Raw genomic sequence first — 23384 nt, 5'->3', positions numbered from 1 at the left:
GTTACTTTCTCTTAAAGGATGTGATCAATTTGACAGCATCGCAAAATATCTTTCCAAAGTTAATTCCATACGAAGTTTATAATATGGATGTTTGGGAGGAGGGGCCTCGTTATTTAATAAAATTTGATAACGGATTACAATTAAAAGTCACTGAATCACTGAGAAATTTATTCAATTATATGGATGGAACCACATCCATAGGAGATATATGTACAATGGTACAAACGAATCACGATGGCAATATTACTATAAATGAGTTAACAGAACTGATAAATGAACATCTATTACCAAAAGGGGTTTTAGTTGGTTCTGAAAAAAAAGCATCTCATCACTCTGCAATTACATTTAGAATAGCAATATTCCACGCTTCTTACTTAAAAAAGGCATCCAAATATTTCGAATTCTTATTCTTTCGGGGCGTATTTGTTTTATTTAGTATTTTCTTCAGTATAAGTCTAATACATTATTTTTTTCAGGCTAATACTGAAAATATATCAAACACATTTGGATCCGTTTATAAATTTACTATTGCAATTTTGCTGCTATTATTTTCTATTATTATCCATGAACTTGGTCATATAGTTGCTGCTTATCGATATAAAATACAACCTAAAGACGTCGGAATGGGTCTTTATATGATGCGGCCTGTTTTATTTGTTGATTTAAGTGATACCTGGCGATTGCCTAGACGACAAAGAGTAGTTATTGACCTGGGCGGAATTTACTTTGAATTATGGATATTTATATTATTTGAGTTGTGTTATTTTATTTCAGGATTCCAGGAATTTTTTGTAGCAAATCAATTCATACTCATTACAGTTCTATATAACTTATATCCATTTTTACAATATGACGGTTTTTGGGTTCTTACTGACATTCTAGGAATTGCAAACTTGCATACTAGAACCTTCCAATTGGTGAAAAGTGGTCTCCTGGGATACTTTTTTTTCAAGCCTGATTATCGAAAGCAATTTAATGATACAATTAAGAGGATGAACAGGCACTATAAAATAGCATTTCTTACATATGCTAGTATATATTTTTGTTCAGTTATCACTGCTATCTGGTTCATTCTTCGATATACCATCTATTTATTCACATCGCTAGATTCGTTCACATGGGGAAATGCAAAAGGTGCCATTATTGTAATAATTATAGTTTTAATTAGAACAATAGTTGTCTTTACATTAAAATTTAAAAGGGCCGGGAGGGAAAAGGATGATAAACAAACAAACCATCCTTCAAGTAGAAAAAATCAAGAAAGCTTATGAAACCGAAGCAGGAACAATTCAAATTTTAAAAGGGCTTAGCACTAAATTTTATTCTGGAGAGATTGTTAGTATTATTGGTCCTAGTGGAAGCGGAAAATCCACACTACTTGGAATACTGGGATCATTGGATACCCCTACCGAAGGACGTATTATTATTGAACAACAAGATATTACCTCCATGTCAGAAGAAAAGCTAGCTGATTTCCGTGCAAAAAAGATTGGTTTTGTTTTTCAATCGTATAATTTAATCACAACAATGACCGCTCAAGAAAATGTTATGATGGCACTTATGTGCGCTGGAGTAAGAAGCCAAAAAGAAATGATAACAAAGTCTAGGGAGATGTTGGACCTTGTTGGGATGAAAGAACGATATCATCATTTACCAAGCCAGCTATCTGGAGGTCAACAACAGCGTGTAGCAATTGCTCGTGCATTAGTAAATAATCCAGCCATTGTTATTGCTGATGAACCAACTGGGAACTTAGATTCCAAAACAGGAAAAAATATTTTGGACTTAATTTTTCAACTACGTGACCAACTCCAGATGACGTTTATTATTGCTACACATGATACGCATGTGGCAAAACTTTCAGATCGTGTTTTAAAAATGGAAGATGGCCTCCTCGTTCAAGAAACCTTTAACGACCATACAAAATCTAGTGAGCAAGAAGGTGGCATAACACCATGCTACTAAAATCTGCACTACGTAGTTTAGCACGTAATCGTTTAAGAACTTTTTTTACTGTGTTCAGTATTTTAATAGGAGTAGCTAGTTTCTTTTCTATGTCTATGTTGGTAGAGCTGGTTCCGCGATCTATTCACGAATCCTCTAAAATTCTTTTAGGAGGGGATGTGTCAGTTCAATCCTATTTAAAACCGATGGATCGCGAAACTCTTATTTCTTCCATTCCTAAAGAAGAACAGAAAGCGCTCACAACTTCTTTATTAGGTCAAAGTATGGTCAAATCTGATCGGAAAACAACAAGTTTAATTGTAAAGGGAATTGAAACGAACCACTATCCTTTCTTTGGTGATAATCTGTTTCCTAATATTCGTACTTTACATAAAGATGAACTACTACTTTCCAAAAATACAGCTGACCGTTTGCAAGTCAAAGTAGGAGATAGAGTTGAGATTCCTAACCGTTCTACTGGGGCAATGACCTCTTATAAAATTAGTGGTTTAGTAGAAGGTGTCCAAGAATCCTATGGCGATGCTTCAATTTTTGGAACTGCCTATTTACATTTAGATCAAGCACAGCAGCTTTTAAATGTACCTGCAGGCACAATTAATGAAGCATTAATCTTATTAAATGAAAATGTTAATATCTCTTCTTTTAAAAAGAATATTCAAAAACAATTACCACAAAGTAGTGTAATAGATGTTCAGGATAAGGAGCTAGAGAAACAGAAAGATTTACGGATGTTGTTACCATTTCTTCAGCTTTTCAGTATATTAGCTCTTGGAATTGCCGCTATTACTACTTCTAATACAATGAAAGTCATTATTGCTTCACGTACGCATGATATCGCTGTTATGAAGTCCGTAGGAATGAAAACTAAATATATTATTCGATATTTTCTATTAGAAGCATTATGGCTAGCGATTCTCGGAACAGTTGGTGGGATTGTACTCGGCTTATTAGCTAGTGTTTGGCTGACGTCCTATCTAGCAGACGTGCTTTCACTACCGCTACATTGGGGAATTTCATGGTCCGTAATTTTTACAACAATTATTGTGGGATTAATTGTAACCTTCTTAGCTTCTTGGATACCAGTAAAAAGTGGAATGTGTGTATCACCACTTCAAATGTTACGTGATACTGAGAACACAAGTGTGAATTATGCTTTACCATTTAAAAAGAAATTTCAACTTTTTATATTTACTTGTGGCATTCTTTCTATTTATGTTTACAATATAGCTTTCACAACAAATACAAATGGCAACGCAGTCTTTAAGTGGTTTCTTGCTCTTTTACTTACAACTGCAGTTCTGTTATTTATTTTTACTTTTGTCCGATTTATAGGGTTTATATATTCTTTATTATTCAGATTAATTGGCGCCATGAAAAGCATAATGCCACAAAGCCTCTTTCTTGCTTTACACAACATGGCTACTACAAGTAAACGAAATGGTTTATTGGCAGTTACCTTAACTATTGGTGTTGTTTCTGTTGTCTCTAGTCATGTATTTGCAGACAATTTAATTGAGTCAGTTCAAGGTCAATTGGAAAGAGAGGCAATGGGAAATATCCTTATTACAAGTTCCATTCATGACGAAGGGAACGTTGAAAAGCAGCTACAATCTATTAAGGACATAAAAGGATCGAAAAAAGGTTATCAATTAGATGGAAGACTCCAAAATATTAACGGAGTGGACGCAGCATCTATATTCATGAAAAATATAAAAGATGATAAATTTTTTAGCTCAACTAAAATTTCAATAGAAGGGGTAGATACCTCTCTTAACTCTAGATCCTATATGATATCTGAAGGGCGTGATTTAGCTCTATCGGATGCAAAGGGGAAAAAAGCAATTCTTTTGGACAGCTATAAGAAATTAGGTGTAAAAGTCGGTGATACAGTTGACATTCAAATTGGAAATGAATTAGTAAACTGCGAAATTATAGGTTTCTTTAAATCTGGTGTAGTTAAAACCGTTGGCATCCGTATTCCAACTGAAACATTAGCTACATATGGGAAACCAAGCCGAATTACTTATTCCTTAGATAGTGATCCTAAAAAAACAAATACTATATTAACAGAATTAAATGAAAAACTTCCTGGTTCAGCAATGGCATATTCAATTGCCGCTACAGCAATCGATAGTCTTCAGTATATTATTCAAATGCAAAGTGCTTTCTTCTCAATTGTAGCGTTGTTCGCATTTTTAACAGCTGTTCTTACAATTGGAAATCAAGTTGTCATTCGCTTAATGCAACAGACACGAGATGTTGCTATTATGAAAACAGTTGGTATGTCTTCTAGTAATTTGATGAAGTCTATCTTATTAGAAAACACGATTATCTCCCTATCGGCTGGATTAGTTGGCGCTGGAATTGCCCTAGCCTTTTCAGGTATCACTTTACGCTTCTTATTCCAAATGCCGATGAAAATAGATATGACTTGGTCCATTTTAGGCATACTTTTATCTGTTATAACAACAATAATTGTTGTATGGATAGCAGCAAAACAATCATTATCGGCTAAACCTATACACCTTTTACAAAATAAATAAAGAAAGAAAAAAGTGTATTTTGATTATCTAGTCAAAATACGCTTTTTCTATTTTCTTTAAAACAACACATATCCTATGTCTATCAGGTTAAAATTAAAGAATACCCCAGAACGAAAATCTGGGGATCCCTCCCTCACATGCTTGTTCCCATTTAAAAACTGAATTAGATTAAACCTAGTTGATTTAAACGTGTTTCTTATCTCTTATCTTTCTAATTTATTGATTAATAAAATGTAGACTGATCATTAGGTTTTATATTATAAATAGTTTTTATTAAAATAAAGTATTAGACTCAATAGTAGCTATGTAATTATTATACAGTTAATAAGAACAATTCTGAGAAGATGTGTACGTAGTAATAAAATGGGAGAGGAATAATTTGAATCAAAATAAACCGATAGAAACAGAAGAAAAAATATCTATCATACAAAAAATGAAAAAATGGGCTAGAAACTAAAAAAAAACAACTTCTTGTACTTTATTTGGCATATCGAGATGAAAGAGTCCCTTGGTATGCTAAATTATTTACAATGCTTGTTGTTGCGTATGCTTTTAGTCTTATAGATTTAATCCCAGACTTCATTCCAATCTTGGGGTATCTTGATGATTTGATTCTTGTACCATTAGGTGTATACTTGGCATTAAAACTGATTCCTAAAGAAGTGTTGGAGGATTGTAAAAGAAAGGTAGAGGAAAGACAGATAACAAGCAAACCAAAGAATTGGATAACAGGCATTATTATCATTACTCTCTGGATCCTTGTCTTTGTATGGGCTGTAAAAATTGCAAACCTGATTATTTTCAGGATGAAAGAATAAAGAAAGCTACAGAGTATATACAGCTAGATATGGAGGTATTAATGAGCTCTCTCCAAACAGGACAAACATATGGAATATCCGATGCCTATGTAGGTATGACTGATAAAGTACTAACCCGTATGATTTTTATAAATTAATATATGTATTATCTTATAAAAAAACTCAACAGGATTTATTCTGATGAGTTTTTTGGTTTATATAATTTATCAATAATTATTCTTTTTTCTCCGGCTGATAGGAAAGAATAACGACACCTGAACTGGTCGTTATTGTTTCGATCAGTTTTAAAGCCTTTGTATCGTTTCCGGTTTTAAAGAGACGCTTTCCGCTTCCTACGATAACGGGATTGACTATAAAGTGATATTCATCAATGAGGTCATGTTGCATTAATGTTTGTGTAAGATCACCACTGCCATAGATTAAAAGGTCCTGACCGGGTTGTTCCTTCAGTTTCGATATTTCTTCTACAATATTACCCTTGATAAGATTTGCATTCCATTCAGCTTTTTCCAAAGTTGTTGAGGCAACAAATTTAGGCATGCTGTTCATCTTATCAGCAAAACCTTCTTCATCAGTCATAGAAGGCCAGGCAGCTGCAAAACCTTGATAGGTTACTCGCCCTAGTAGAAGCGCTTCACTTTCAAACAGTAAATCGGATTGAAATTTTGCTACTTCTTCATTGAAATATGGAGCAGTCCAAGCTGGTTCTTCCATGACACCATCTAGTGAGAGGTACATCGATACAATGATTTTTCTCATTTTGTTCTCCTTTAGTTTTAAATTGAGATTTTTACATATTGGTAACACAATTATTAATTCTCTAGCTAGAGAAATTCTCCTTTTTTAATAGTTTCGACAAAATGTATTTTATGTATGTTTCGGAATAATCTAATATACATTAATAACTTTGAAACATTGTATCACTTCTAATTTTTATGCATCATTGCTTATTGTGCTAACGAATCAGGATAGTGTGGCGACCGACTAAATAGTTGCTTATCCTCAATTATTAGAAGGGAAGTGTTATCATTTCGCGAATTAATTAGACATAGACGAGTGTTATAATTTTCTATATATACATAAAGAGGTGACTACGTATGAATCAAAGACCGTCAGAAGAAGAATACGCTGGGAGCTCCGGCGAATATATCCGTTTGGTGCCGGACGGTAATATCATCGACATTCTGCTCGCCCAGGAAAAGCAAATGACCGAGCTCTTGGCATCGTTGACCGAAAGCCAGGCCGCGTATCGGTATGCGGAAGGAAAATGGACGCTGAAAGAAGTCGTGGGCCACATTACAGACGCGGAACGTGTCATGACCTATCGCCTGCTCCGGTTCGCAAGAGGGGACCAGACGCCTTTGACCGGTTTCGATCAGGAATTATTCATACCTCCTTTCGGAAGCTGGACAACCGCACAATTGGCCGAAGACTACCGGGCCGTACGACAATCAACGATTACATTGCTGCGCGGGCTACCAGCGGAGGCGTGGAACCGCAAGGGCACAGCCAACAACCTAAGCATTACGGCGCGCGCCCTCGCGTACGGCATCGCAGGACACGAACTTCATCACATGGGAGTCATCCGAAACCGATACTTGAGTTAATCGTCGGCTGAGGCCTTTGGAATGGAACTAACACATCTCATGCAACCTTAGATACCGTTTTTATTGGGGTCCCGACCCACAACCATCAACTTAAGGATTTAGACTATTTTTGAAATTAAAAGCACGTTACTATTCTCTTATGTTAATGAGAAAGGGTGACGTGCTTTTTATGAATATGCACCAAAAAACAAGAGTTATCTTTATTTGCCGAAGAGTTATATTGATTTTTCTCATTTGGGGGTATTTGTCTTTCTTAGATTGATGGTGATGGGGTAATACTCTATAATGGTCAAATTAAAATTTAAAACAGTTATAGAGACTCCACCACTGGGGAAGATTATAACTATCAAGTTGTAAAAAGAACTGTAGTTTTTCATTGTTGAAAAAGCTATGGTCTTTTTTTATTGTAACAAAGATAGGATGCGAGGAAGTTTTTTGTAAATCAAAAAAACTTGATGAACTAGTTGCATATAAAACTCATCTGCGTATATACTATATATATCAAAAAAAATTGATGAAGGGAGAGGAAACTACAGTGGCACAGGATTTTAAGTTATATGAGAAAAAGTTTAAAGCGTTGGCGGATCAAAAGCGATTAGAGATTATGTATGAACTTTGCCAGCGAGGCCAGACTTGTGTATGTGATTTAACAGAGATTTTTGAAATGACGCAATCTAAGTTGTCCTATCATTTAAAGATTTTATTAGATGCAGGTTTAATTGTAAAAGAAACAAAAGGTACGTGGAGTTATTATGATTTAAATGATGCGGAAGTAAATAATTTATTATCAGAAGAATTGTGCTGTATTTTTAGAAAAACAGGAAAAGGTAGCTGTTGTTAAAATTTTGCGCTATTAATCAAAAAAACTTGATCAATGACATATAAAGAGGAGGAATAAGGTATGAGATATGTTCACGTTGGTATAAATGTTACGAATTTAGAGAAGTCTATTGAGTTTTACGAAAAGGTATTTGGTGTATCGCCAGTTAAGGTGAAAACGGATTATGCAAAATTTTTATTAGAGACGCCAGGGCTTAATTTTACGCTGAACGTACGAGATGAAGTGAAGGGAAATCAGGTAAATCATTTCGGTTTCCAAGTGGATACAGCTGAAGAAATCACATTACATAAAGAACGATTAGAAAAAGAAGGTTTCTTCGCTCGTGATGAGATGGATACGACTTGTTGCTATGCGGTTCAAGATAAGTTTTGGGTAACGGATCCTGATGGGAATGAGTGGGAATTCTTTTATACGAAAGCACATAGTGATGTTCATAAAATAGAAGAGTCATCTTGTTGCACGACTTCAAATGAGGTAGCTAAAAATTCTTGTTGTTAATAGGAGATGGAAAATAAAATGAAACGTTTATCTTTTCTAGACCGATATTTAACACTATGGATTTTTCTAGCGATGGCTGTTGGGATTGGTTTAGGATTTGTATTCCCTAGTGTAGTAGACGGACTGAATACATTACAGGTTGGAACGACGTCTATTCCGCTTGCTGTTGGTTTAATTGTCATGATGTATCCACCATTAGCAAAAGTTCGCTATGAGGAAATGGGCCGAGTATTTAAAGATGTTAAAGTGTTAGTTCTATCTTTAGTACAAAACTGGATTATTGGTCCGGTACTTATGTTTGTGTTAGCAATTATTTTTCTTCCTGATAAACCAGAATACATGGTTGGTCTCATTATGATTGGGTTAGCACGTTGCATTGCAATGGTCATTGTTTGGAATGATCTAGCTGATGGTGATAAAGAATATGCGGCAGGTTTAGTCGCTTTTAATTCGGTATTCCAAATGCTCTTTTTCTCGGTTTATGCATACGTATTTGTAACAGTCATTCCAGAATGGTTAGGGATTGAAGGGGCTATTGTCGATATTACAATGATAGAAGTAGCAAAATCAGTGTTTATTTATTTGGGAATTCCTTTTATAGCAGGTATGTTGACGCGCTTTGTACTAGTTAAGTTAAAAGGAAGACAGTGGTATGAAAAGGTTTTTATACCTAAGATTAGTCCACTTACATTGATTGCATTGCTATTTACAATCATCGTTATGTTCTCCTTAAAAGGGGAAATGATTGTTAGCGTACCATTAGATGTAGTAAGAATAGCGATTCCGTTATTAATCTATTTTATTGTAATGTTTTTTGTTTCTTTCTTTATGGGAAGAAAGATTGGTGCAAACTATCCGGTGACTACAACATTAGCATTTACAGCAGGTAGCAATAATTTCGAGTTAGCGATTGCTGTAGCAGTTGGTGTGTTTGGTATTCATTCGGGCGCAGCATTTGCAGCTGTTATCGGTCCTTTAGTTGAAGTACCTGTCATGATTGCACTTGTAAACGTCGCTTTTTGGTTTAAACGTAAATATTTTAATGATCAATCAGTCTAAATTTAAAAATAAAGGTGGAAAACAACATGGAGAACAAAAAGACAATCTACTTTTTATGTACGGGAAATTCATGCCGAAGCCAAATGGCAGAAGCATGGGGCAAACAATATTTAGGAGATAAGTGGAATGTATATTCTGCAGGAATCGAAGCACATGGAGTAAATCCAAATGCTATTAAAGCAATGAACGAAGTAAATATCGACATAACAAATCAAACATCAGATATAATTGATGCAAACATTTTAAATCGTGCTGATTTAGTCGTTACGCTTTGTAGTCATGCAGATGCTGTATGCCCATCTACTCCGCCGGATGTGCATCGTGTTCATTGGGGATTTGATGATCCAGCAGGAAAAGAGTGGTCCGAATTTCAACGTGTTCGTGATGAAATTGGTGAACGTATAAAGCGATTTTCTGAAACAGGGGAGTAAATAAAGGAAAGAGTCAATCTTCTAGTGTGAACACGTCCCTGTCAAGTAGACAAGGGGAATAATAAAAACACCCTAAGCGGCTTTAGTTCTATCTTCCATGGGGCTGAGGTCGTTTCATTATTTTTTGAATCGGTCATTAAAAGGAGTGGGTTTAGCCACTCCTTTTTTATGAGTTTTTTAGGAAAGAACATACTAATTAATTTAGGCGTTTCAAAATAAAAAAGTATCTTTTTTTCTATTCAATGTATAATGAAAATATGGGATATTTTGTGATTTTAAAACATATGAAAATGATAGATATATTTTAAAGTTACTTGTTTGAAAGATTCGGAAAATTATGTTGGTAGGTGAAGTAATGATAGAAGATATTCAATTGAAGTCCATCAATGAGTTAGTTGAAGATAAACAGTATTTTATTCCTTCGTATCAAAGAGGTTATCGCTGGGGGAAGAATCAAGTTCAAAATTTATTAAATGATTTAGAAGAGTTTATGAAGGAGTTTAATCAAAAAGAAGATATGTTTTATTGTTTACAGCCATTAGTAATCCGAAAATATGAAGATGGTTATGAAGTAATAGACGGTCAACAACGTTTAACAACAATTGCATTAATTCATGCATATTTAGAGGAAGAATCTTTTTCAATTACTTATGCAACAAGACCAGATAGTGCGGAGTTTATTCAAAATATAGCTAAAAATTATAATGAAGACACTTCTATTAAAAATATTGACTATCACTTTTTTAAAGAGGCTTATACAGTTATAAAAGAATGGTTTGAACAAAAGCGCCAAAATGGGCGTACTTTTAAAAGTAAATTTTCTATTATGCTAGGCGAACAAGTGAAAGTAATTTGGTATGAAGTGGGAGAGGATGTTGAAGTACGTGAGGTGTTTAGTCGATTAAATAGTGGAAAGATTGAATTAACGAATTCTGAGTTATTAAAAGCTGCTTTAATTTTGAAAACGTCTTTTTATGAAAGACCAATGATTTCAACACAATGGGATGAAATCGAGCATCGATTACAAAATGAGCGTTTTTGGAGATTTTTAGGCAAGAAGAAAAATTACATAAATCGAATCGAATTTTTATTTGATATTGCGGCGAATCATGCAAGTTCACATAGTCCAGATCCGTATTATACATTTTATAAATTACAAGAAAAGGATATTCAAGCAGTGTGGCGCCAAATTATTGCGGATTTTGCTTTACTTGAAGAATGGTATGAAGATAGGGAATGTTATCATTTGTTAGGTTATCTCACTCAATATAAAAATATCACTGAATATATTAATTTATATAGAAGTAGTAGTATTGATGATAAACAACATTTTAAACTCGTACTAAAACAAAGGATTTCAAAAGAAATTGAATCTATTCATTTAAGGGAACTTGATTATTATCACGATAAAGCAGAAATCCGAAAAGTGTTATTACTGTTTAACATTTTAACTGTTTTAAAGCAAAAGAATGTCGATACGTATTTTCCTTTTGAATATTACTTGGAAAGTAAATGGAGTTTAGAACATATTCATGCTCAAAGTACAGAAGGATTAAATACGAAGGAACAGTGGAGCGTTTGGATAGAAGGAACTATTAACTTGTTAGAAGGATTAGATCGTTATAAAACACTCGTAGAGTATTTAAGAACAGTCTCATTAGAAGAGTTGACGGAAGAGAAATTTAATGGAATTTCTCAAAGGGTAATGGAAGAAACAAAAGGTGAATTTTTAAGTGAAAGCAATGGCTTAGACAATTTAGTATTACTAGATCAAGGAACAAATAGTAGTCTGAGCAATCACTTCTATCCAGTAAAATATAAACGGTTAATAGATTATGATAAATCAGGAGCTTATATTCCTTTAGCGACTCGTAATACATTTATGAAGTATTATAGCGATAAAGTAACGCAATATGAGTTATGGTCGTTTGAAGATGGTGAAGCTTATGTAAGAGCAATTGAATCTGAATTCAGTGATTTGATATTGCAAGCTAAAGGAGTGGTTCAGCTTTGATAATGACATTTGCCCAATTAATTGAAAAATATGGAATAGTAATTCCGATGATACAGAGAGATTATGCGCAAGGACGAACGGATGCTAAAGCCACTTTAGTACGTGAAAATTTAATAGAAAATATGAAAGGAGCTTTACTAGAAGGGAGACCTTTAGATTTTGATTTTATATATGGAACAATTGAAAGAAATAGGGGTTTACTGCCGCTAGATGGTCAACAACGATTAACCACATTATTTTTGCTACATTGGTATTTGAATATGAAAGAAAGTGGTGATATGCAGTCTATATTAGAAAAATTTAGTTATGAAACGAGGGTAACAGCTAAAGATTTTGTATATTATTTAGTTCGCAATTCAATTGAATATGATGATAAACCTTTATCAAAAGTGATTGAATCTCAAAAATGGTATCAATATAAATGGAAGTTTGACCCTACAGTAGAAGGTATGCTTCGAATGCTAGATAAAATTCATGAAGAGTTTTATAAAGTAGAGGATGGGTTATTAGAAGTATTATGTGGAAAAGAATGTCCAATTTTCTTCACATTTAAAGATTTAAATAATATTGGATCAGGTGAAGAATTATATATTAAAATGAATGCCCGCGGCCGAGCTTTAAGCGATTTTGAAAATTTTAGAGCGCAATTTGAACAACTATTAGAAGTACTAGGTTATAACGATAAGGCAAAAGAATTTTCTTTTACATTAGATAAAGAATGGACAGATTTCTTATGGCCTTATTTAGATGATTCGAAAACATTAGATAAACCATTTTTGAGATTATTTAATTTTATTTCTTCAAGCAAAATCTCAAGGATAGGTACAGTTGCGCCTAATACGTTTAGTAAAGATTATACTAATTTTAAAGAATTGAAAACCATTTATAAAGAGGAAGAAAGTGTTACGTTTCTCTTTGACATCTTTACGATATGGAAAGATGCAGAACAGATTGAAAGCGAGTTTTCTTCTATACACGAACAAATTCATTTATTTACAAATGAAAGAAATTACTTTAAAGCTTTGGTGGAAGAGGATAACCTTACATGGCCAGAACGAATTTATTTATATGCGATCATCCAATCGAAAGTTTATAAGAGGGATGATGCAATTGAATTACTAAGAATTGTTCGGAATATAGTCAATCGAATTAGACAAGCAAAAGATGGAAAGTTCACGTCAAACATGCGCTATGATACAATTCCTACTATATTTGATTTCATTGATTATTTAGTGGAATCGGAAAAACCAGTGTATGAAGCAATTTTAGATATTTCGCCAAAAATGTTCTCAAAAATTAGTGATGCTAGTTTAAGACATGAACAAGAAAAAGTTCAATTGATCCTTGAAAGACCAGATTTGAAAGAGTGGTTATATAAGCTAGAGGATAATATATACTTCAAAGGTGCATTAATGGTTGTACTACCAATCTTTAAAAAATATCCTGAAAAATTGTATGATGTGATGCAAGAGTTATTAAGTACAAACCAATCTTTAGTTTCAAGAGCTTTTTTAGCAATTGGAGACTATGCGCATAAAATTGGTTATACAAATCTAGGACCTCGGTATATATTTGGGGGAGATACAGTAAAAGAATATATATGGACGACTTACGATCCAAATTTACAAGTGCATTATGAAAATTTTCTAGAGAAATTAATAACAATTGAAGACGATAGTGTTGAGAACAAATTGAGAAATTTAATTCAAGAACAAAAATGGAATCCAACAAACTGGAAATATTATTTTGTTAAATACCCAACTATATTAACAGGGAAGAGAATGATATTTTCCTATGAGGATGAGGATCAACTGTTAATAGAAAAGTTAAGTGGTGTGAGTTTGCGAGCAGAACATATTAACCCGATATATAAAGTCGTTATAGAGAGTATTCCAGCACTATGTGATTCGCAAAGTAGCAATGTTCGCTTATCGGAAAGGAGTAAACTAGTTACAAAGGATGGATTAGTTTTACAAATTTCTAATGGTAAGTGGCAAACTGATGATGTTGAATTAAACGATAAACTAAACGAAATTCAGCATACGGAAAAGGATTTAGTACAACAAATGGTAAAAGTGATTCATTACTAATCAGGGAGATCAATGATTTTCATTGTTAAATAGAGTACAAGGGAATGGGGAGAGCCAACTCATATGAGTTGGCTCTTTTTTTATGTGCTATGAAACTTCAAAATAGAACGATATTACATTAGTGGAATGTGTAATAAACGCCTATCTAATCACGAAAAAAAACGAGTCCATTCACGTTTTTCAGGTTATCTGATGAATAGGTGTATTTTTGTGAAAAAAATGTTTATAAAAAGTCTTGAAATATTCTGAAAATTGAATTATTATTATCCATGTAAACTACTAAGTAATCGTTTACATGGATGAAATAAGGGTTTAAACAAAACTGAAGTAAACGATTTCTTGAAAATTTAGAAAGAGTGATGAAATGGCTAAGTCTACAATTAAAGATGTTGCATTGGAAGCGAATGTGTCTACAGCTACAGTATCTCGTGTGTTAAACGAAAGTGGATTTGTAAGTGACGACATTAAAGATCGTGTTCATTTAGCTGTGAAAAAATTGAATTATCAACCAAATGCGATTGCTAGAAGTTTAAAGCAAGATAAAACATACACGATTGGTGTTGTGATTCCGGATATTACAAACCATTATTACATGACAATTTCAAAGGCGATTGAAGATATTGTACAGCAAAAGGGCTATAACCTTATTTTCTGTAGCAGTCATGAAAATCCTAAAAAAGAGGATAAATTGTTGCAACTATTAGTGGAACAGCGGGTGGATGCGATTGTATTGGCTACTGCTGGAGGTTGTGAAGAAAGAGTGAGAAGTATTCATCAAGCTGGTGTACCAATCGTTTTAGTTGATCGGACTGTTGAGATTGGAGATTCAAAATTAGATTCGGTTGTAGAAAGTAATTTTGAAAGTGCTTATACATTAACGAGCTATCTTTTACAACAGGGGCATCGGTCGATTGGTCTTGTAAATGGATTGTTAAACGTTAGTACAGGTAAAGAGCGCTATGAAGGATTTCAGAAAGCTTTAGAAGAGTTTGGGATTCAAGAAGATGAAAACTATACGTTTAATAGCACTTTCACAAGAGAAGGTGGTATGAAAGCAGTTGATTATTTTCTTAATTTCACTGAGAAACCGTCAGCTATTCTATCTTTGAACAATGAAATGGCATTTGGTGTTCTTCTTGAATTAACGAGGAGAGGCTACTCTGTACCAGAGGACATCGTGATCGCTTCTTTTGGTGATGTGGAAGCCGCACAATTATTACAAGCGCCTGGGATTATATCAGTCGCTCACAAACCATATGAAATGGGAGAAAGGGTAGGCGATATATTACTGAAACGCTTAAATAATGAAGAAGGTCCCTTTCATGAAATATTTACACCAAAGTTATTAATAGATGCACAAAGTGTAAGTAGTTGAAACGTATTTTCGTTAAGATAAAAATCGGAAGGGAGATAGAAATGCTAAAAGGAATACCGAAAATAATTAGTCCGGATTTAATGAAAGTTCTTTTAGAAATGGGGCATGGGGATGAGATTGTTTTAGCGGATGGCAATTTCCCTGCTGCCTCTTGCGGGACGAAGCTCATTCGATGTGAAGGTCATGGGGTTCTTGAAGTATTACAGGCAATTTTGCAATTCTTTCCACTCGATACGTATAGTAATCATTCTGTTTCGTTAATGAAGGTTGTAAAGGGGGATCATGTATCCCCCTCCATTTGGGAAACGTATGATGCGACAATTAAAAAATATGATACTCATTTTGATGGGTTTGAGATGATTGACCGCTTTGCGTTTTATGAGAGGGCAAAGAAGGCGTATGCAATTGTTGCAACGAGTGAAAGTGCTCTCTATGCCAATATGATTTTAAAAAAGGGCGTGGTTACAGATTAACGCATGATGAAACTAATATAGTATTTGAATAAAAAATTGATAGGGTAGTAGGTGATAGGATGAGTGAATTGCTACTGAAAATGGATGGAATTAGTAAAGCGTTCCCTGGGGTGCAAGCGCTTTCTAATGTGCGGTTTGAATTGAAAAAAGGCGAAGTTCACGCGCTCCTAGGCGAGAATGGAGCCGGAAAGTCTACATTAATGAAAATTTTAACAGGGATTTATCAAAGGGATACTGGAACGATTGCATACGAAGGAAGAGAAATCGAGGTTCCCGATACAAAAGCAGCACAAAGACTTGGAATCAGTATAATCCATCAGGAACTTAATTTAGCTCCGCATTTAACAGTTGCCCAAAATATTTTTATTGGAAGAGAACCTAAAGGGCTATTTAATCTTTTTTTAGATGAAAAAGAACTAAATAACAGAGCAAAAAAACTATTTGAAAGGTTAAACATTCATCTAGACCCAAGAGAATTGGTAGGCAATTTAACAGTTGCGAAACAACAAATGGTAGAAATCTCTAAGGCTCTATCCTTTGATTCAAAAGTATTGATTATGGATGAGCCAACAGCAGCTTTAACGGATACTGAAATCGATGCATTATTTGTGATGATTCGGAAATTACGGGAGGACGGTGTAGGAATTGTTTATATTTCTCACCGTATGGAAGAGCTAAAGAAAATTACGGACCGTGTATCGATTATGCGAGACGGTACATATGTAGGAACGATGCATACAAAGGATGCAACGATTGAACAAATTATCTCGATGATGGTTGGAAGGAAAATTGATAACAATCAAAAACCAGAAATGAAAGAGAGATCGAGAGAAAAGGTGTTTGAAGTAAAAAATTTAAAGAGAGGGAACACGATAAAGGATGTAAGTTTTGAACTGTATAAAGGGGAAATCGTTGGCTTTGCTGGATTGATGGGGGCTGGAAGAACAGAAGTAGCCCGTGCTATATTTGGGGCAGACCCACTAGATTCAGGGGAGATTTTTATTAAAGGAAAAAGACAGAATATTAAAAATCCTTACGATGCAGTGCAACATGGGATTGGATATTTATCTGAGGATCGAAAACAGTTTGGCCTTTTAGTTGGGATGGATGTAAAAACAAATATTGCAATGGCATCGATGAAAGATTATGTGAAACCTTTCGGCTGGATGCATGTATCGAAAGTGGATCAACAATCTGAGGAATTAATTAAGAGGTTAAAAATAAAAACACCATCAGGTAATCAATTAGTGAAAAATCTTTCAGGAGGGAATCAGCAAAAAGTTGTTATAGGCAAGTGGTTGACTAGAGATTCAGATATCTTAATCTTTGATGAGCCTACTCGCGGGATTGATATTGGGGCAAAAGACGAAATTTATAAGTTACTACATGATTTAGCACAGCAAGGAAAATCTATTATTATGATTTCCTCAGAGCTTCCTGAAATTTTAAGGATCAGTCACCGCGTGATTGTTATGTGTGAAGGCAAAATAACAGGAGAATTGAAAAATGATGAAAAAGCATCACAAGAAGCAATTATGACTCTTGCAACAAAACGTATTATGTAATGGATACTAACGGATGATAAAGGAGTGAACAAGAATGGAAATACAAAAGGTAGTCGAACTTCCAGTTAAAGGGAAGATGAGGAAAGGGATGAATACAAATGCTCTTCAGCAGCTTCTAGCATTTGCAAGTTTAATTGTACTTGTTGTCATTTTTTCAATTGCTTCAGCTAATTTTCTGCAATTTGATAATATTATAGGCATCTTTTTATCAACAGCTGTTACAGGCATCCTTGCTTTAGGGGCAACGATGATTATCGTTACAAGTGGAATTGATTTATCCTGTGGAACCGTACTAACCTTGTCTTCGGTTATGACAGGTGTGTTTGCTGTCAACTTAGGTTTACCAGTTTGGGTAGCTGTACTCGGAGGTATTTTAATAGGTGCCGTAGTAGGTTTAATTTCTGGAGCTGCAATTGCAAAATTGAAGATTCCGCCATTTATTGCAACGTTAGCGATGATGATGATCGCGAAAGGATTGGCACTTGTTATTTCGAAAGCCACTCCAATTTATTTCACTTCTATACCAAGCTTTAACAAAATTGCGATGGGTTCTATTATCCCTGGCTTTGCTATTCCGAATGCTGTTTTCATCTTTTTTGGAATGGCTATTTTCGCAAGCTTAATTTTAAATAAAACGATTATCGGAAGGTATACATTTGCACTAGGAAGCAATGAAGAAGCAACTAGGCTTTCAGGAGTGAATGTTGATAAGTGGAAAATCATTATCTACATGCTTGCAGGTGTTTTTACTGGTGTTGCAGGGATCATAATGGCATCTCGTCTAAATTCTGCCCAGCCAGCTTTAGGAGCGGGATATGAATTGGAAGCAATCGCAGCAGTCGTTATCGGAGGAACTTCTTTAAGTGGTGGTAAAGGAACAATTCTTGGTACTGTTATCGGTGCATTGATTATGAGTGTGTTAACAAATGGTCTTCAAATCCTTTCCGTACCGCAAGAGTGGCAAACAGTAGTTGTTGGAGCGGTTATCTTATTGGCAGTTTACGCAGATGTGTTACGAAACAAAAAAGCAAAGAATTAACTGCGATACTGTTTTTAAATAAAACAATATATAGGGGGAGTTTTGGATGAAAAAAGCAAAAAAGGGCATCGTTTTATCATCAATTCTCGCAATCTCAATGTTTATGGGAGCGTGTTCTTCAAATAATGCAAGCACGGGAAGTAAGGATAGTGATGCTCCTGCAAAAGATGACGGCAAGCGCTATGTTGCGATTATTTCAAAAGGTTTCCAGCATCAGTTTTGGCAGGCAGTTAAAAAAGGGGCTGAGCAAGCAGCAGATGAGTATAAGGTGAATATTACATTTGTAGGTCCTGAAACGGAAGCGCAGGTGGATAAACAAGTTGAAATGCTCCGTAGCACACTTGATAAAAAACCAGATGCGATTGGGTTTGCGGCATTAGACTCTAAGGCAGCTCTTCCTTTATTAGAACAAGCAAAAAACAAAAAGATTCCGGTTGTTGCATTTGACTCAGGTGTTGAGGGAGATATACCTGTTGCAACAGCAGCAACAGATAATAAAGCGGCAGCAGCTCTTGCAGCTGAGAAAATGGCTGGATTAATTGGTGAAAAAGGAGAAGTAGCAGTAGTTGCTCACGACCAGACAAGTAAAACAGGTGTTGAACGCCGAGATGGCTTTGTAAATACAATCAAATCAAAGTATCCGAACATCAAACTTGTCGATATTCAATATGGTAGCGGCGATCAATTAAAATCGACTGACGCTGCTAAGGCAATTATGCAAGCGCACCCAAATGTAAAAGGTATTTTCGGTACAAATGAAGGTTCTGCGATAGGGGTAGTAAATGCTGTTAAAGAATTGAACAAAAAGAGTGTAGTAGTAGTTGGCTTTGACTCTGGAAAACTACAAATTGATGCGATTAAGAGCGGAGTAATGGCAGGTGCGATTACGCAAAATCCAATTGGAATTGGTTATGAAACTGTTAAAGCAGCTGTTGAGAACCTAGATGGGAAACAAGTATCCAAAACAATTGACACTGGTTTCTATTGGTACGATAAAAAGAACATTGATGATCCAAAAATTAAGGAAGTTCTATATCAATAAAATTTAAAGCGAAACTAGCGGTGCAAATAAGAGAGAAACTGAGGTGCATACTATTGTCGAGTGTAATAAATGATTTGAAAGTATATGCAAATAAGATTGTCCAAACGGGTCTTGTAGTAGGAGCAGGTGGAAATTTAAGTATGAGAGACGGAAATATGATGTATATCTCTCCTAGCGGTTTTGATTTGCAAGAGATAGAAGACCACGAGTGGGTACGTGTCAATATTGAAACTGGTGAGATATTGGATGATTTAAAACCATCTTCTGAAATATTAATGCATCTGGAATGTTTTCGTAAACGTCCTGATATAACAGCTGTTTTACATGCTCATCCAAGTTATTCGGTAGGTGTATCATGTACCGGTCATACCATTCCGAGTCTATTCCCAGATTTTCCAGCAATGATCAAAAGCGTATCTTATCTTGAATATATGATTCCGACTACAGAAGTATTGGCTACTGCTGTATCAAATGTGATTGAAGAAAATGATGTAGTCGTAATGAGGAATCACGGGGTACTTACGGTTGGTAAAACAATGAAAGAAGCATATTTTCTCATGCAAATTCTAGAAGAAGCAGCCAAAGTATATACGATTGCATCGACGGTGGGCGTGCCAAGAATTTTGACAGAGGAAGAATGTCACGAATTAAGAAATCTATCTTCTGAGAAATATAGATTACAACTACTAAAAGATGGGGAGTAATTGAAGTGTTTCCGAGGGGTGTGAAGGAATGGAAAAAGTTTGGGCTTTTGATTTAGGTGCATCTAATGGGCGTTTAATGGTAAGTGGATTTGATGGGAAACGCCTTTATCTGGAAGAAGTTCACCGGTTCTCCAATCGCCCTATTTACGCAACAGGTCATTATTATTGGGATATTTTAAGGATCTTCCAAGAAATGAAGAATGGAATAGGGAAAAGTATTCGAAACGGTCATAAGTCGATCGAAAGTTTATCTATCGATACGTGGGGCGTTGATTTCGGACTTCTTTCTGCAACAGGGGAATTGCTTAGCAATCCTTATTCTTATAGAGATCCGCATACAAATGATAGCTTAAAAGAAATTACGGAAGTCATTCCGAGGGATGTTTTGTTCTCTCGAACGGGAGTCACGCCAGCAGCAATTAATACGATTTGCCAGCTTCATGCTATAAAAAAGCATAACCAAAATTTAATGGAAAAGGCAAAAACGCTATTATTAACGCCAAACTTGCTGAGCTATTTATTTTCAGGTGTAAAGGCGAATGAATATACGATTAGTACAACGACATCGTTATTTAACATTCACGAGCGTAATTGGGATAATGCCCTCATGACAAAGTTGAGCTTGCCTACAGAAATGATGGCACATATTGTAATGCCAGGAACAACTCTCGGACCGACGCTTCCTTCCATTCATAACGAATTTGGCATGAAGCCTGTTAAAGTTATTGCTGGTACAGGGCATGATACAGCCTGCGCTCTTGCCGCATTACCTATAAAGTCTGAATATTCTGTTTTTATGAGTTGTGGTACATGGATTTTAATGGGAATCCAAGTAAAGGATCCAGTAATAAATGAACAGGCTTTGGAATGGGGCTTTACAAATGAAGGAACGGCAGATGGCGAGTTTCGGCTACTTAAAAATATTATGGGATTATGGCTCATTCAAGAATGTAGGGGGACTTGGGCAAAAGAAGGCAAGCTTTTTACTTACGAAGAAGAAGCAGCGTTCATTCGAAATACAAAACCATTTGCACATTTCATAGACCCAGATGATCCTTCTTTCTTCAATCCGGAAAATATGCCAAAACAAATCCTTGATTTCTGTATAAAGAGCGGTCAACAGCCGCCTGAAACGGAAGGAAGTTTCCTCCGCTGTATTTTGGAGAGTCTTTCATTCAAGTACAGATGGGTGTTAGAGAAGCTGGAAGTGTTAACTGGAAAGTCAATAGAAGTTATCCACATGGGCGGCGGTGGTATTCAAAATGATCTGTTTTGTCAATTTACCGCAAATGCGACTAACCGCCCTGTTGTAGCGGGGCCGGTTGAAGCGAGTGCAATTGGAAATGCATTATCGCAATGGATTGCGCTAGGAAAAATAAAGGATTTAAAGGAAGGTAGAGAGGTTGTTGAAAACTCGTTTCCTGTTAAACATTATCAACCTCAAAATCAATTAGAATGGCAAGAAGCATACGGCCGTTTTCTTGAAATAATCGATAACAATGTAGTAAGAAGGGAGCTTTAAAATGAAAACAGTTCATAATAGATTTTATAATACATTACCGAAAATTGGAATTAGGCCAACGATTGATGGCAGAAGAAATGGTGTACGTGAATCTCTTGAAGATATGACGATGAATCTTGCAAAATCGGTAGCGAATTTATTAACTGAAAATTTACGTCATTACAATGGAGAGGCAGTAGAATGTGTCATCGCTGATACATGTATTGGCGGTGTGGCTGAAGCGGCCAAAGCGGCTGAAAAATTTGCGATAGAGGGAGTTGGTGTTTCTATTACTGTTACACCATGCTGGTGCTATGGTTCTGAAACGATGGATATGAATCCAGACATTCCAAAAGCAGTATGGGGATTTAATGGAACAGAACGTCCAGGGGCAGTGTATCTTGCAGCTGTCTTAGCTGCCCACAATCAAAAGGGTATTCCGGCTTTCGGCATATACGGGAAAGATGTGCAAGATTTAAGTGATACATCTATTCCTGAAGATGTGCAGGGAAAATTACTTCAATTTGCAAAGTCTGGTCTTGTCGTTGCTACTTTAAAAGGAAAATCGTATCTTTCGATGGGATCTGTATCTATGGGGATTGCCGGTAGTACCGTTAACCCCGAGTTTTTCCAAGATTATTTAGGAATGAGAAATGAATATATTGATATGACCGAATTTGTCAGAAGGATAGATGAAGAGATTTATGATAAGGAAGAATATGAAAGAGCTTTAAACTGGGTGAAGGAGTATTGCCCAGAAGGTCCAGATAATAATGCGGAAGAGATGCAACGATCAAGGGAGCAAAAGAATAAAGACTGGGAAACTAGTGTGAAAATGACGTTAATTGCAAGAGATCTCATGGTTGGAAATCCGAAACTAGAGGAACTTGGTTATGGTGAAGAAGCGCTAGGGCATAACGCTATTTCCGCAGGTTTCCAAGGCCAGCGTCAATGGACGGATCATTTCCCGAATGGTGATTTTACGGAGACGATTTTAAATTCCTCATTTGATTGGAACGGAATTCGCCCGCCATACATTATGGCTACTGAAAATGATAGTTTAAATGGAGTTACGATGCTATTTGGTCATTTATTAACAAATACAGCTCAAGTTTTTGCAGATGTAAGAACGTATTGGAGCCCAGAGGCAGTAGAACGCGTGACAGGACATAAACCTGAAGGATTGGCGGCAAATGGATTTATTCATATGATTAACTCCGGTTCAGCTGCACTTGACGGGACAGGACAACAAACGAAAGATGGAAAGCCTGCTATAAAACCATTTTGGGAAATTACAGAGGAAGAAGCGCAAAAATGTTTGGCAGCTACTTCCTGGCGACCAGCTTCAACAGGATATTTCCGCGGGGGCGGGTTCTCGAGCGATTTCTTAACAAAAGGAAATATGCCTGTAACAGCAGCTCGTCTCAACCTCGTGAAAGGATTAGGACCAGTTTTACAAATTGCAGAAGGCTATACGGTTGAAATACCAGAAGAGGTTCACGACGTATTGGATGGGAGAACAGATCCAACTTGGCCAACAACTTGGTTTGTGCCAAATTTAACGGGAGAAGGTGCCTTTCAAGATGTTTACACAGTAATGAATAATTGGGGTGCTAATCACTGTGTAATAAGCTACGGCCACATTGGCAGTGATTTAATTACTCTTGCTTCCATGCTCCGAATTCCTGTGAATATGCATAACGTCAAAGAAGAGGACATCTTCAGACCGAGTGCATGGGGGATGTTCGGAACAAAAGATCCAGAAGCTGCAGATTACCGTGCCTGCCAAAACTTTGGTCCATTATATCAGTAAGTGAAA

The 23384-nt window shown here is 35.7% G+C and carries 20 protein-coding genes and 1 pseudogene; 20 read left to right on the top strand and 1 reads right to left on the bottom strand.

The features are described from left to right. The first annotated feature begins 29 nt into the window (after positions 1 to 29). From NLJ82_RS15065 to NLJ82_RS15045, 5 genes and pseudogenes are all read left to right on the top strand, one after another. Positions 30 to 1271 carry a zinc metalloprotease gene (locus tag NLJ82_RS15065; RefSeq protein WP_000127304.1) on the top strand — a complete coding sequence of 414 codons (1242 nt, stop codon included), beginning with the start codon at positions 30 to 32 and terminating at the stop codon, positions 1269 to 1271. After that, the gene (locus NLJ82_RS15060) at positions 1219 to 1965 is read left to right on the top strand and encodes an ABC transporter ATP-binding protein (RefSeq protein WP_000608860.1); all 747 of its coding nucleotides are present in this window, start codon (positions 1219 to 1221) and stop codon (positions 1963 to 1965) included. Before NLJ82_RS15065 ends, NLJ82_RS15060 begins: the two co-directional genes overlap by 53 nt. After that, positions 1956 to 4508, top strand: coding sequence for an ABC transporter permease (locus NLJ82_RS15055; protein ID WP_000925105.1), 2553 nt, complete (start codon positions 1956 to 1958; stop codon positions 4506 to 4508). The genes NLJ82_RS15060 and NLJ82_RS15055 overlap by 10 nt, the downstream gene beginning before the upstream one ends. Before the next feature lie 530 nt (positions 4509 to 5038). Then, on the top strand, positions 5039 to 5326 hold the full coding sequence (locus NLJ82_RS15050; RefSeq protein WP_000961941.1) for a YkvA family protein: 288 nt from the start codon (positions 5039 to 5041) through the stop codon (positions 5324 to 5326). Beyond that, a pseudogene (locus tag NLJ82_RS15045) lies at positions 5287 to 5451 on the top strand (IS4 family transposase); the annotation flags it as partial. The gene NLJ82_RS15050 and the pseudogene NLJ82_RS15045, both read left to right, overlap by 40 nt. An 88-nt stretch (positions 5452 to 5539) precedes the next feature. Here the strand turns inward: NLJ82_RS15045 and NLJ82_RS15040 are convergent. Then, positions 5540 to 6085, bottom strand: coding sequence for a dihydrofolate reductase family protein (locus tag NLJ82_RS15040; RefSeq protein ID WP_001226443.1), 546 nt, complete (start codon positions 6083 to 6085; stop codon positions 5540 to 5542). A gap of 338 nt (positions 6086 to 6423) precedes the next feature. Here NLJ82_RS15040 and NLJ82_RS15035 point away from each other — a divergent pair, with 338 nt between their 5' ends. From NLJ82_RS15035 to NLJ82_RS14965, 15 genes are all read left to right on the top strand, one after another. Next, the gene (locus NLJ82_RS15035) at positions 6424 to 6933 is read left to right on the top strand and encodes a DinB family protein (RefSeq protein WP_001076314.1); all 510 of its coding nucleotides are present in this window, start codon (positions 6424 to 6426) and stop codon (positions 6931 to 6933) included. Positions 6934 to 7447: 514 nt separating this feature from the next. After that, the gene (arsR, locus tag NLJ82_RS15030) at positions 7448 to 7774 is read left to right on the top strand and encodes an arsenical resistance operon transcriptional regulator ArsR (RefSeq protein WP_002000155.1); all 327 of its coding nucleotides are present in this window, start codon (positions 7448 to 7450) and stop codon (positions 7772 to 7774) included. A gap of 60 nt (positions 7775 to 7834) precedes the next feature. Then, the gene (locus NLJ82_RS15025; RefSeq protein WP_001271015.1) at positions 7835 to 8272 is read left to right on the top strand and encodes an ArsI/CadI family heavy metal resistance metalloenzyme; all 438 of its coding nucleotides are present in this window, start codon (positions 7835 to 7837) and stop codon (positions 8270 to 8272) included. 18 nt (positions 8273 to 8290) lie between these two features. Continuing rightward, positions 8291 to 9331 (top strand): ACR3 family arsenite efflux transporter, encoded by a 1041-nt coding sequence (gene arsB / locus NLJ82_RS15020; protein WP_000826568.1) that lies wholly within the window; start codon positions 8291 to 8293, stop codon positions 9329 to 9331. 26 nt (positions 9332 to 9357) lie between these two features. Continuing rightward, a complete protein-coding gene (gene arsC / locus NLJ82_RS15015) occupies positions 9358 to 9762 on the top strand; it encodes an arsenate reductase (thioredoxin) (protein ID WP_000428345.1) in 405 nt (134 codons plus the stop codon). Between the two features lie 355 nt (positions 9763 to 10117). Continuing rightward, the gene (locus NLJ82_RS15010; RefSeq protein ID WP_000568710.1) at positions 10118 to 11776 is read left to right on the top strand and encodes a DUF262 domain-containing protein; all 1659 of its coding nucleotides are present in this window, start codon (positions 10118 to 10120) and stop codon (positions 11774 to 11776) included. A gap of 2 nt (positions 11777 to 11778) precedes the next feature. Continuing rightward, positions 11779 to 13866 carry a DUF262 domain-containing protein gene (locus NLJ82_RS15005; RefSeq protein ID WP_001997769.1) on the top strand — a complete coding sequence of 696 codons (2088 nt, stop codon included), beginning with the start codon at positions 11779 to 11781 and terminating at the stop codon, positions 13864 to 13866. A 364-nt stretch (positions 13867 to 14230) separates the two neighbouring features. Next, positions 14231 to 15241, top strand: a complete 1011-nt coding sequence (locus NLJ82_RS15000) for a LacI family DNA-binding transcriptional regulator (RefSeq protein ID WP_001140123.1) — start codon at positions 14231 to 14233, stop codon at positions 15239 to 15241. A 41-nt stretch (positions 15242 to 15282) separates the two neighbouring features. Next, a complete protein-coding gene (fucU, locus tag NLJ82_RS14995) occupies positions 15283 to 15714 on the top strand; it encodes an L-fucose mutarotase (protein ID WP_000911706.1) in 432 nt (143 codons plus the stop codon). A gap of 59 nt (positions 15715 to 15773) precedes the next feature. Then, complete coding sequence (locus NLJ82_RS14990) at positions 15774 to 17279, top strand: sugar ABC transporter ATP-binding protein (protein ID WP_001292577.1); 1506 nt, start codon at positions 15774 to 15776, stop codon at positions 17277 to 17279. 34 nt (positions 17280 to 17313) lie between these two features. Next, on the top strand, positions 17314 to 18318 hold the full coding sequence (locus NLJ82_RS14985) for an ABC transporter permease (RefSeq protein WP_000405465.1): 1005 nt from the start codon (positions 17314 to 17316) through the stop codon (positions 18316 to 18318). A gap of 46 nt (positions 18319 to 18364) precedes the next feature. Beyond that, positions 18365 to 19360 (top strand): ABC transporter substrate-binding protein, encoded by a 996-nt coding sequence (locus tag NLJ82_RS14980; protein WP_000709393.1) that lies wholly within the window; start codon positions 18365 to 18367, stop codon positions 19358 to 19360. Positions 19361 to 19413: 53 nt separating this feature from the next. Then, positions 19414 to 20064, top strand: coding sequence for a class II aldolase/adducin family protein (locus NLJ82_RS14975; RefSeq protein ID WP_000100000.1), 651 nt, complete (start codon positions 19414 to 19416; stop codon positions 20062 to 20064). A 28-nt stretch (positions 20065 to 20092) separates the two neighbouring features. Then, positions 20093 to 21586, top strand: coding sequence for a rhamnulokinase (locus tag NLJ82_RS14970; RefSeq protein WP_000416989.1), 1494 nt, complete (start codon positions 20093 to 20095; stop codon positions 21584 to 21586). 1 nt (position 21587) lies between these two features. After that, entirely contained in the window at positions 21588 to 23378 is a 1791-nt protein-coding gene (locus NLJ82_RS14965) for an L-fucose isomerase (protein WP_000859475.1), read from the top strand. Positions 23379 to 23384: the final 6 nt, after the last annotated feature.

The organism is Bacillus paranthracis, from assembly GCF_024296885.1.
GTDB lineage: Bacteria > Bacillota > Bacilli > Bacillales > Bacillaceae_G > Bacillus_A > Bacillus_A paranthracis.
Note: the sequence above shows the minus strand (reverse complement) of the source record. Positions and strands in the feature narration are given on the sequence as shown.

Excerpts from the sequence above, each read along its gene's own strand:
- NLJ82_RS14990 (WP_001292577.1), top strand. The coding sequence starts at position 15,774 with ATGAGTGAATTGCTACTGAAAATGGATGGAATTAGTAAAGCGTTCCCT.
- NLJ82_RS15000 (WP_001140123.1), top strand. The coding sequence starts at position 14,231 with ATGGCTAAGTCTACAATTAAAGATGTTGCATTGGAAGCGAATGTGTCT.
- fucU (WP_000911706.1), top strand. The coding sequence starts at position 15,283 with ATGCTAAAAGGAATACCGAAAATAATTAGTCCGGATTTAATGAAAGTT.
- arsC (WP_000428345.1), top strand. The coding sequence starts at position 9,358 with ATGGAGAACAAAAAGACAATCTACTTTTTATGTACGGGAAATTCATGC.
- NLJ82_RS14970 (WP_000416989.1), top strand. The coding sequence starts at position 20,093 with ATGGAAAAAGTTTGGGCTTTTGATTTAGGTGCATCTAATGGGCGTTTA.
- NLJ82_RS15025 (WP_001271015.1), top strand. The coding sequence starts at position 7,835 with ATGAGATATGTTCACGTTGGTATAAATGTTACGAATTTAGAGAAGTCT.
- NLJ82_RS14965 (WP_000859475.1), top strand. The coding sequence starts at position 21,588 with ATGAAAACAGTTCATAATAGATTTTATAATACATTACCGAAAATTGGA.
- arsB (WP_000826568.1), top strand. The coding sequence starts at position 8,291 with ATGAAACGTTTATCTTTTCTAGACCGATATTTAACACTATGGATTTTT.
- arsR (WP_002000155.1), top strand. The coding sequence starts at position 7,448 with ATGAAGGGAGAGGAAACTACAGTGGCACAGGATTTTAAGTTATATGAG.
- NLJ82_RS15010 (WP_000568710.1), top strand. The coding sequence starts at position 10,118 with ATGATAGAAGATATTCAATTGAAGTCCATCAATGAGTTAGTTGAAGAT.
- NLJ82_RS15055 (WP_000925105.1), top strand. The coding sequence starts at position 1,956 with ATGCTACTAAAATCTGCACTACGTAGTTTAGCACGTAATCGTTTAAGA.
- NLJ82_RS14980 (WP_000709393.1), top strand. The coding sequence starts at position 18,365 with ATGAAAAAAGCAAAAAAGGGCATCGTTTTATCATCAATTCTCGCAATC.
- NLJ82_RS15040 (WP_001226443.1), bottom strand. The coding sequence starts at position 6,085 with ATGAGAAAAATCATTGTATCGATGTACCTCTCACTAGATGGTGTCATG.
- NLJ82_RS15005 (WP_001997769.1), top strand. The coding sequence starts at position 11,779 with ATGACATTTGCCCAATTAATTGAAAAATATGGAATAGTAATTCCGATG.
- NLJ82_RS15050 (WP_000961941.1), top strand. The coding sequence starts at position 5,039 with ATGCTTGTTGTTGCGTATGCTTTTAGTCTTATAGATTTAATCCCAGAC.
- NLJ82_RS15060 (WP_000608860.1), top strand. The coding sequence starts at position 1,219 with ATGATAAACAAACAAACCATCCTTCAAGTAGAAAAAATCAAGAAAGCT.
- NLJ82_RS15035 (WP_001076314.1), top strand. The coding sequence starts at position 6,424 with ATGAATCAAAGACCGTCAGAAGAAGAATACGCTGGGAGCTCCGGCGAA.
- NLJ82_RS14985 (WP_000405465.1), top strand. The coding sequence starts at position 17,314 with ATGGAAATACAAAAGGTAGTCGAACTTCCAGTTAAAGGGAAGATGAGG.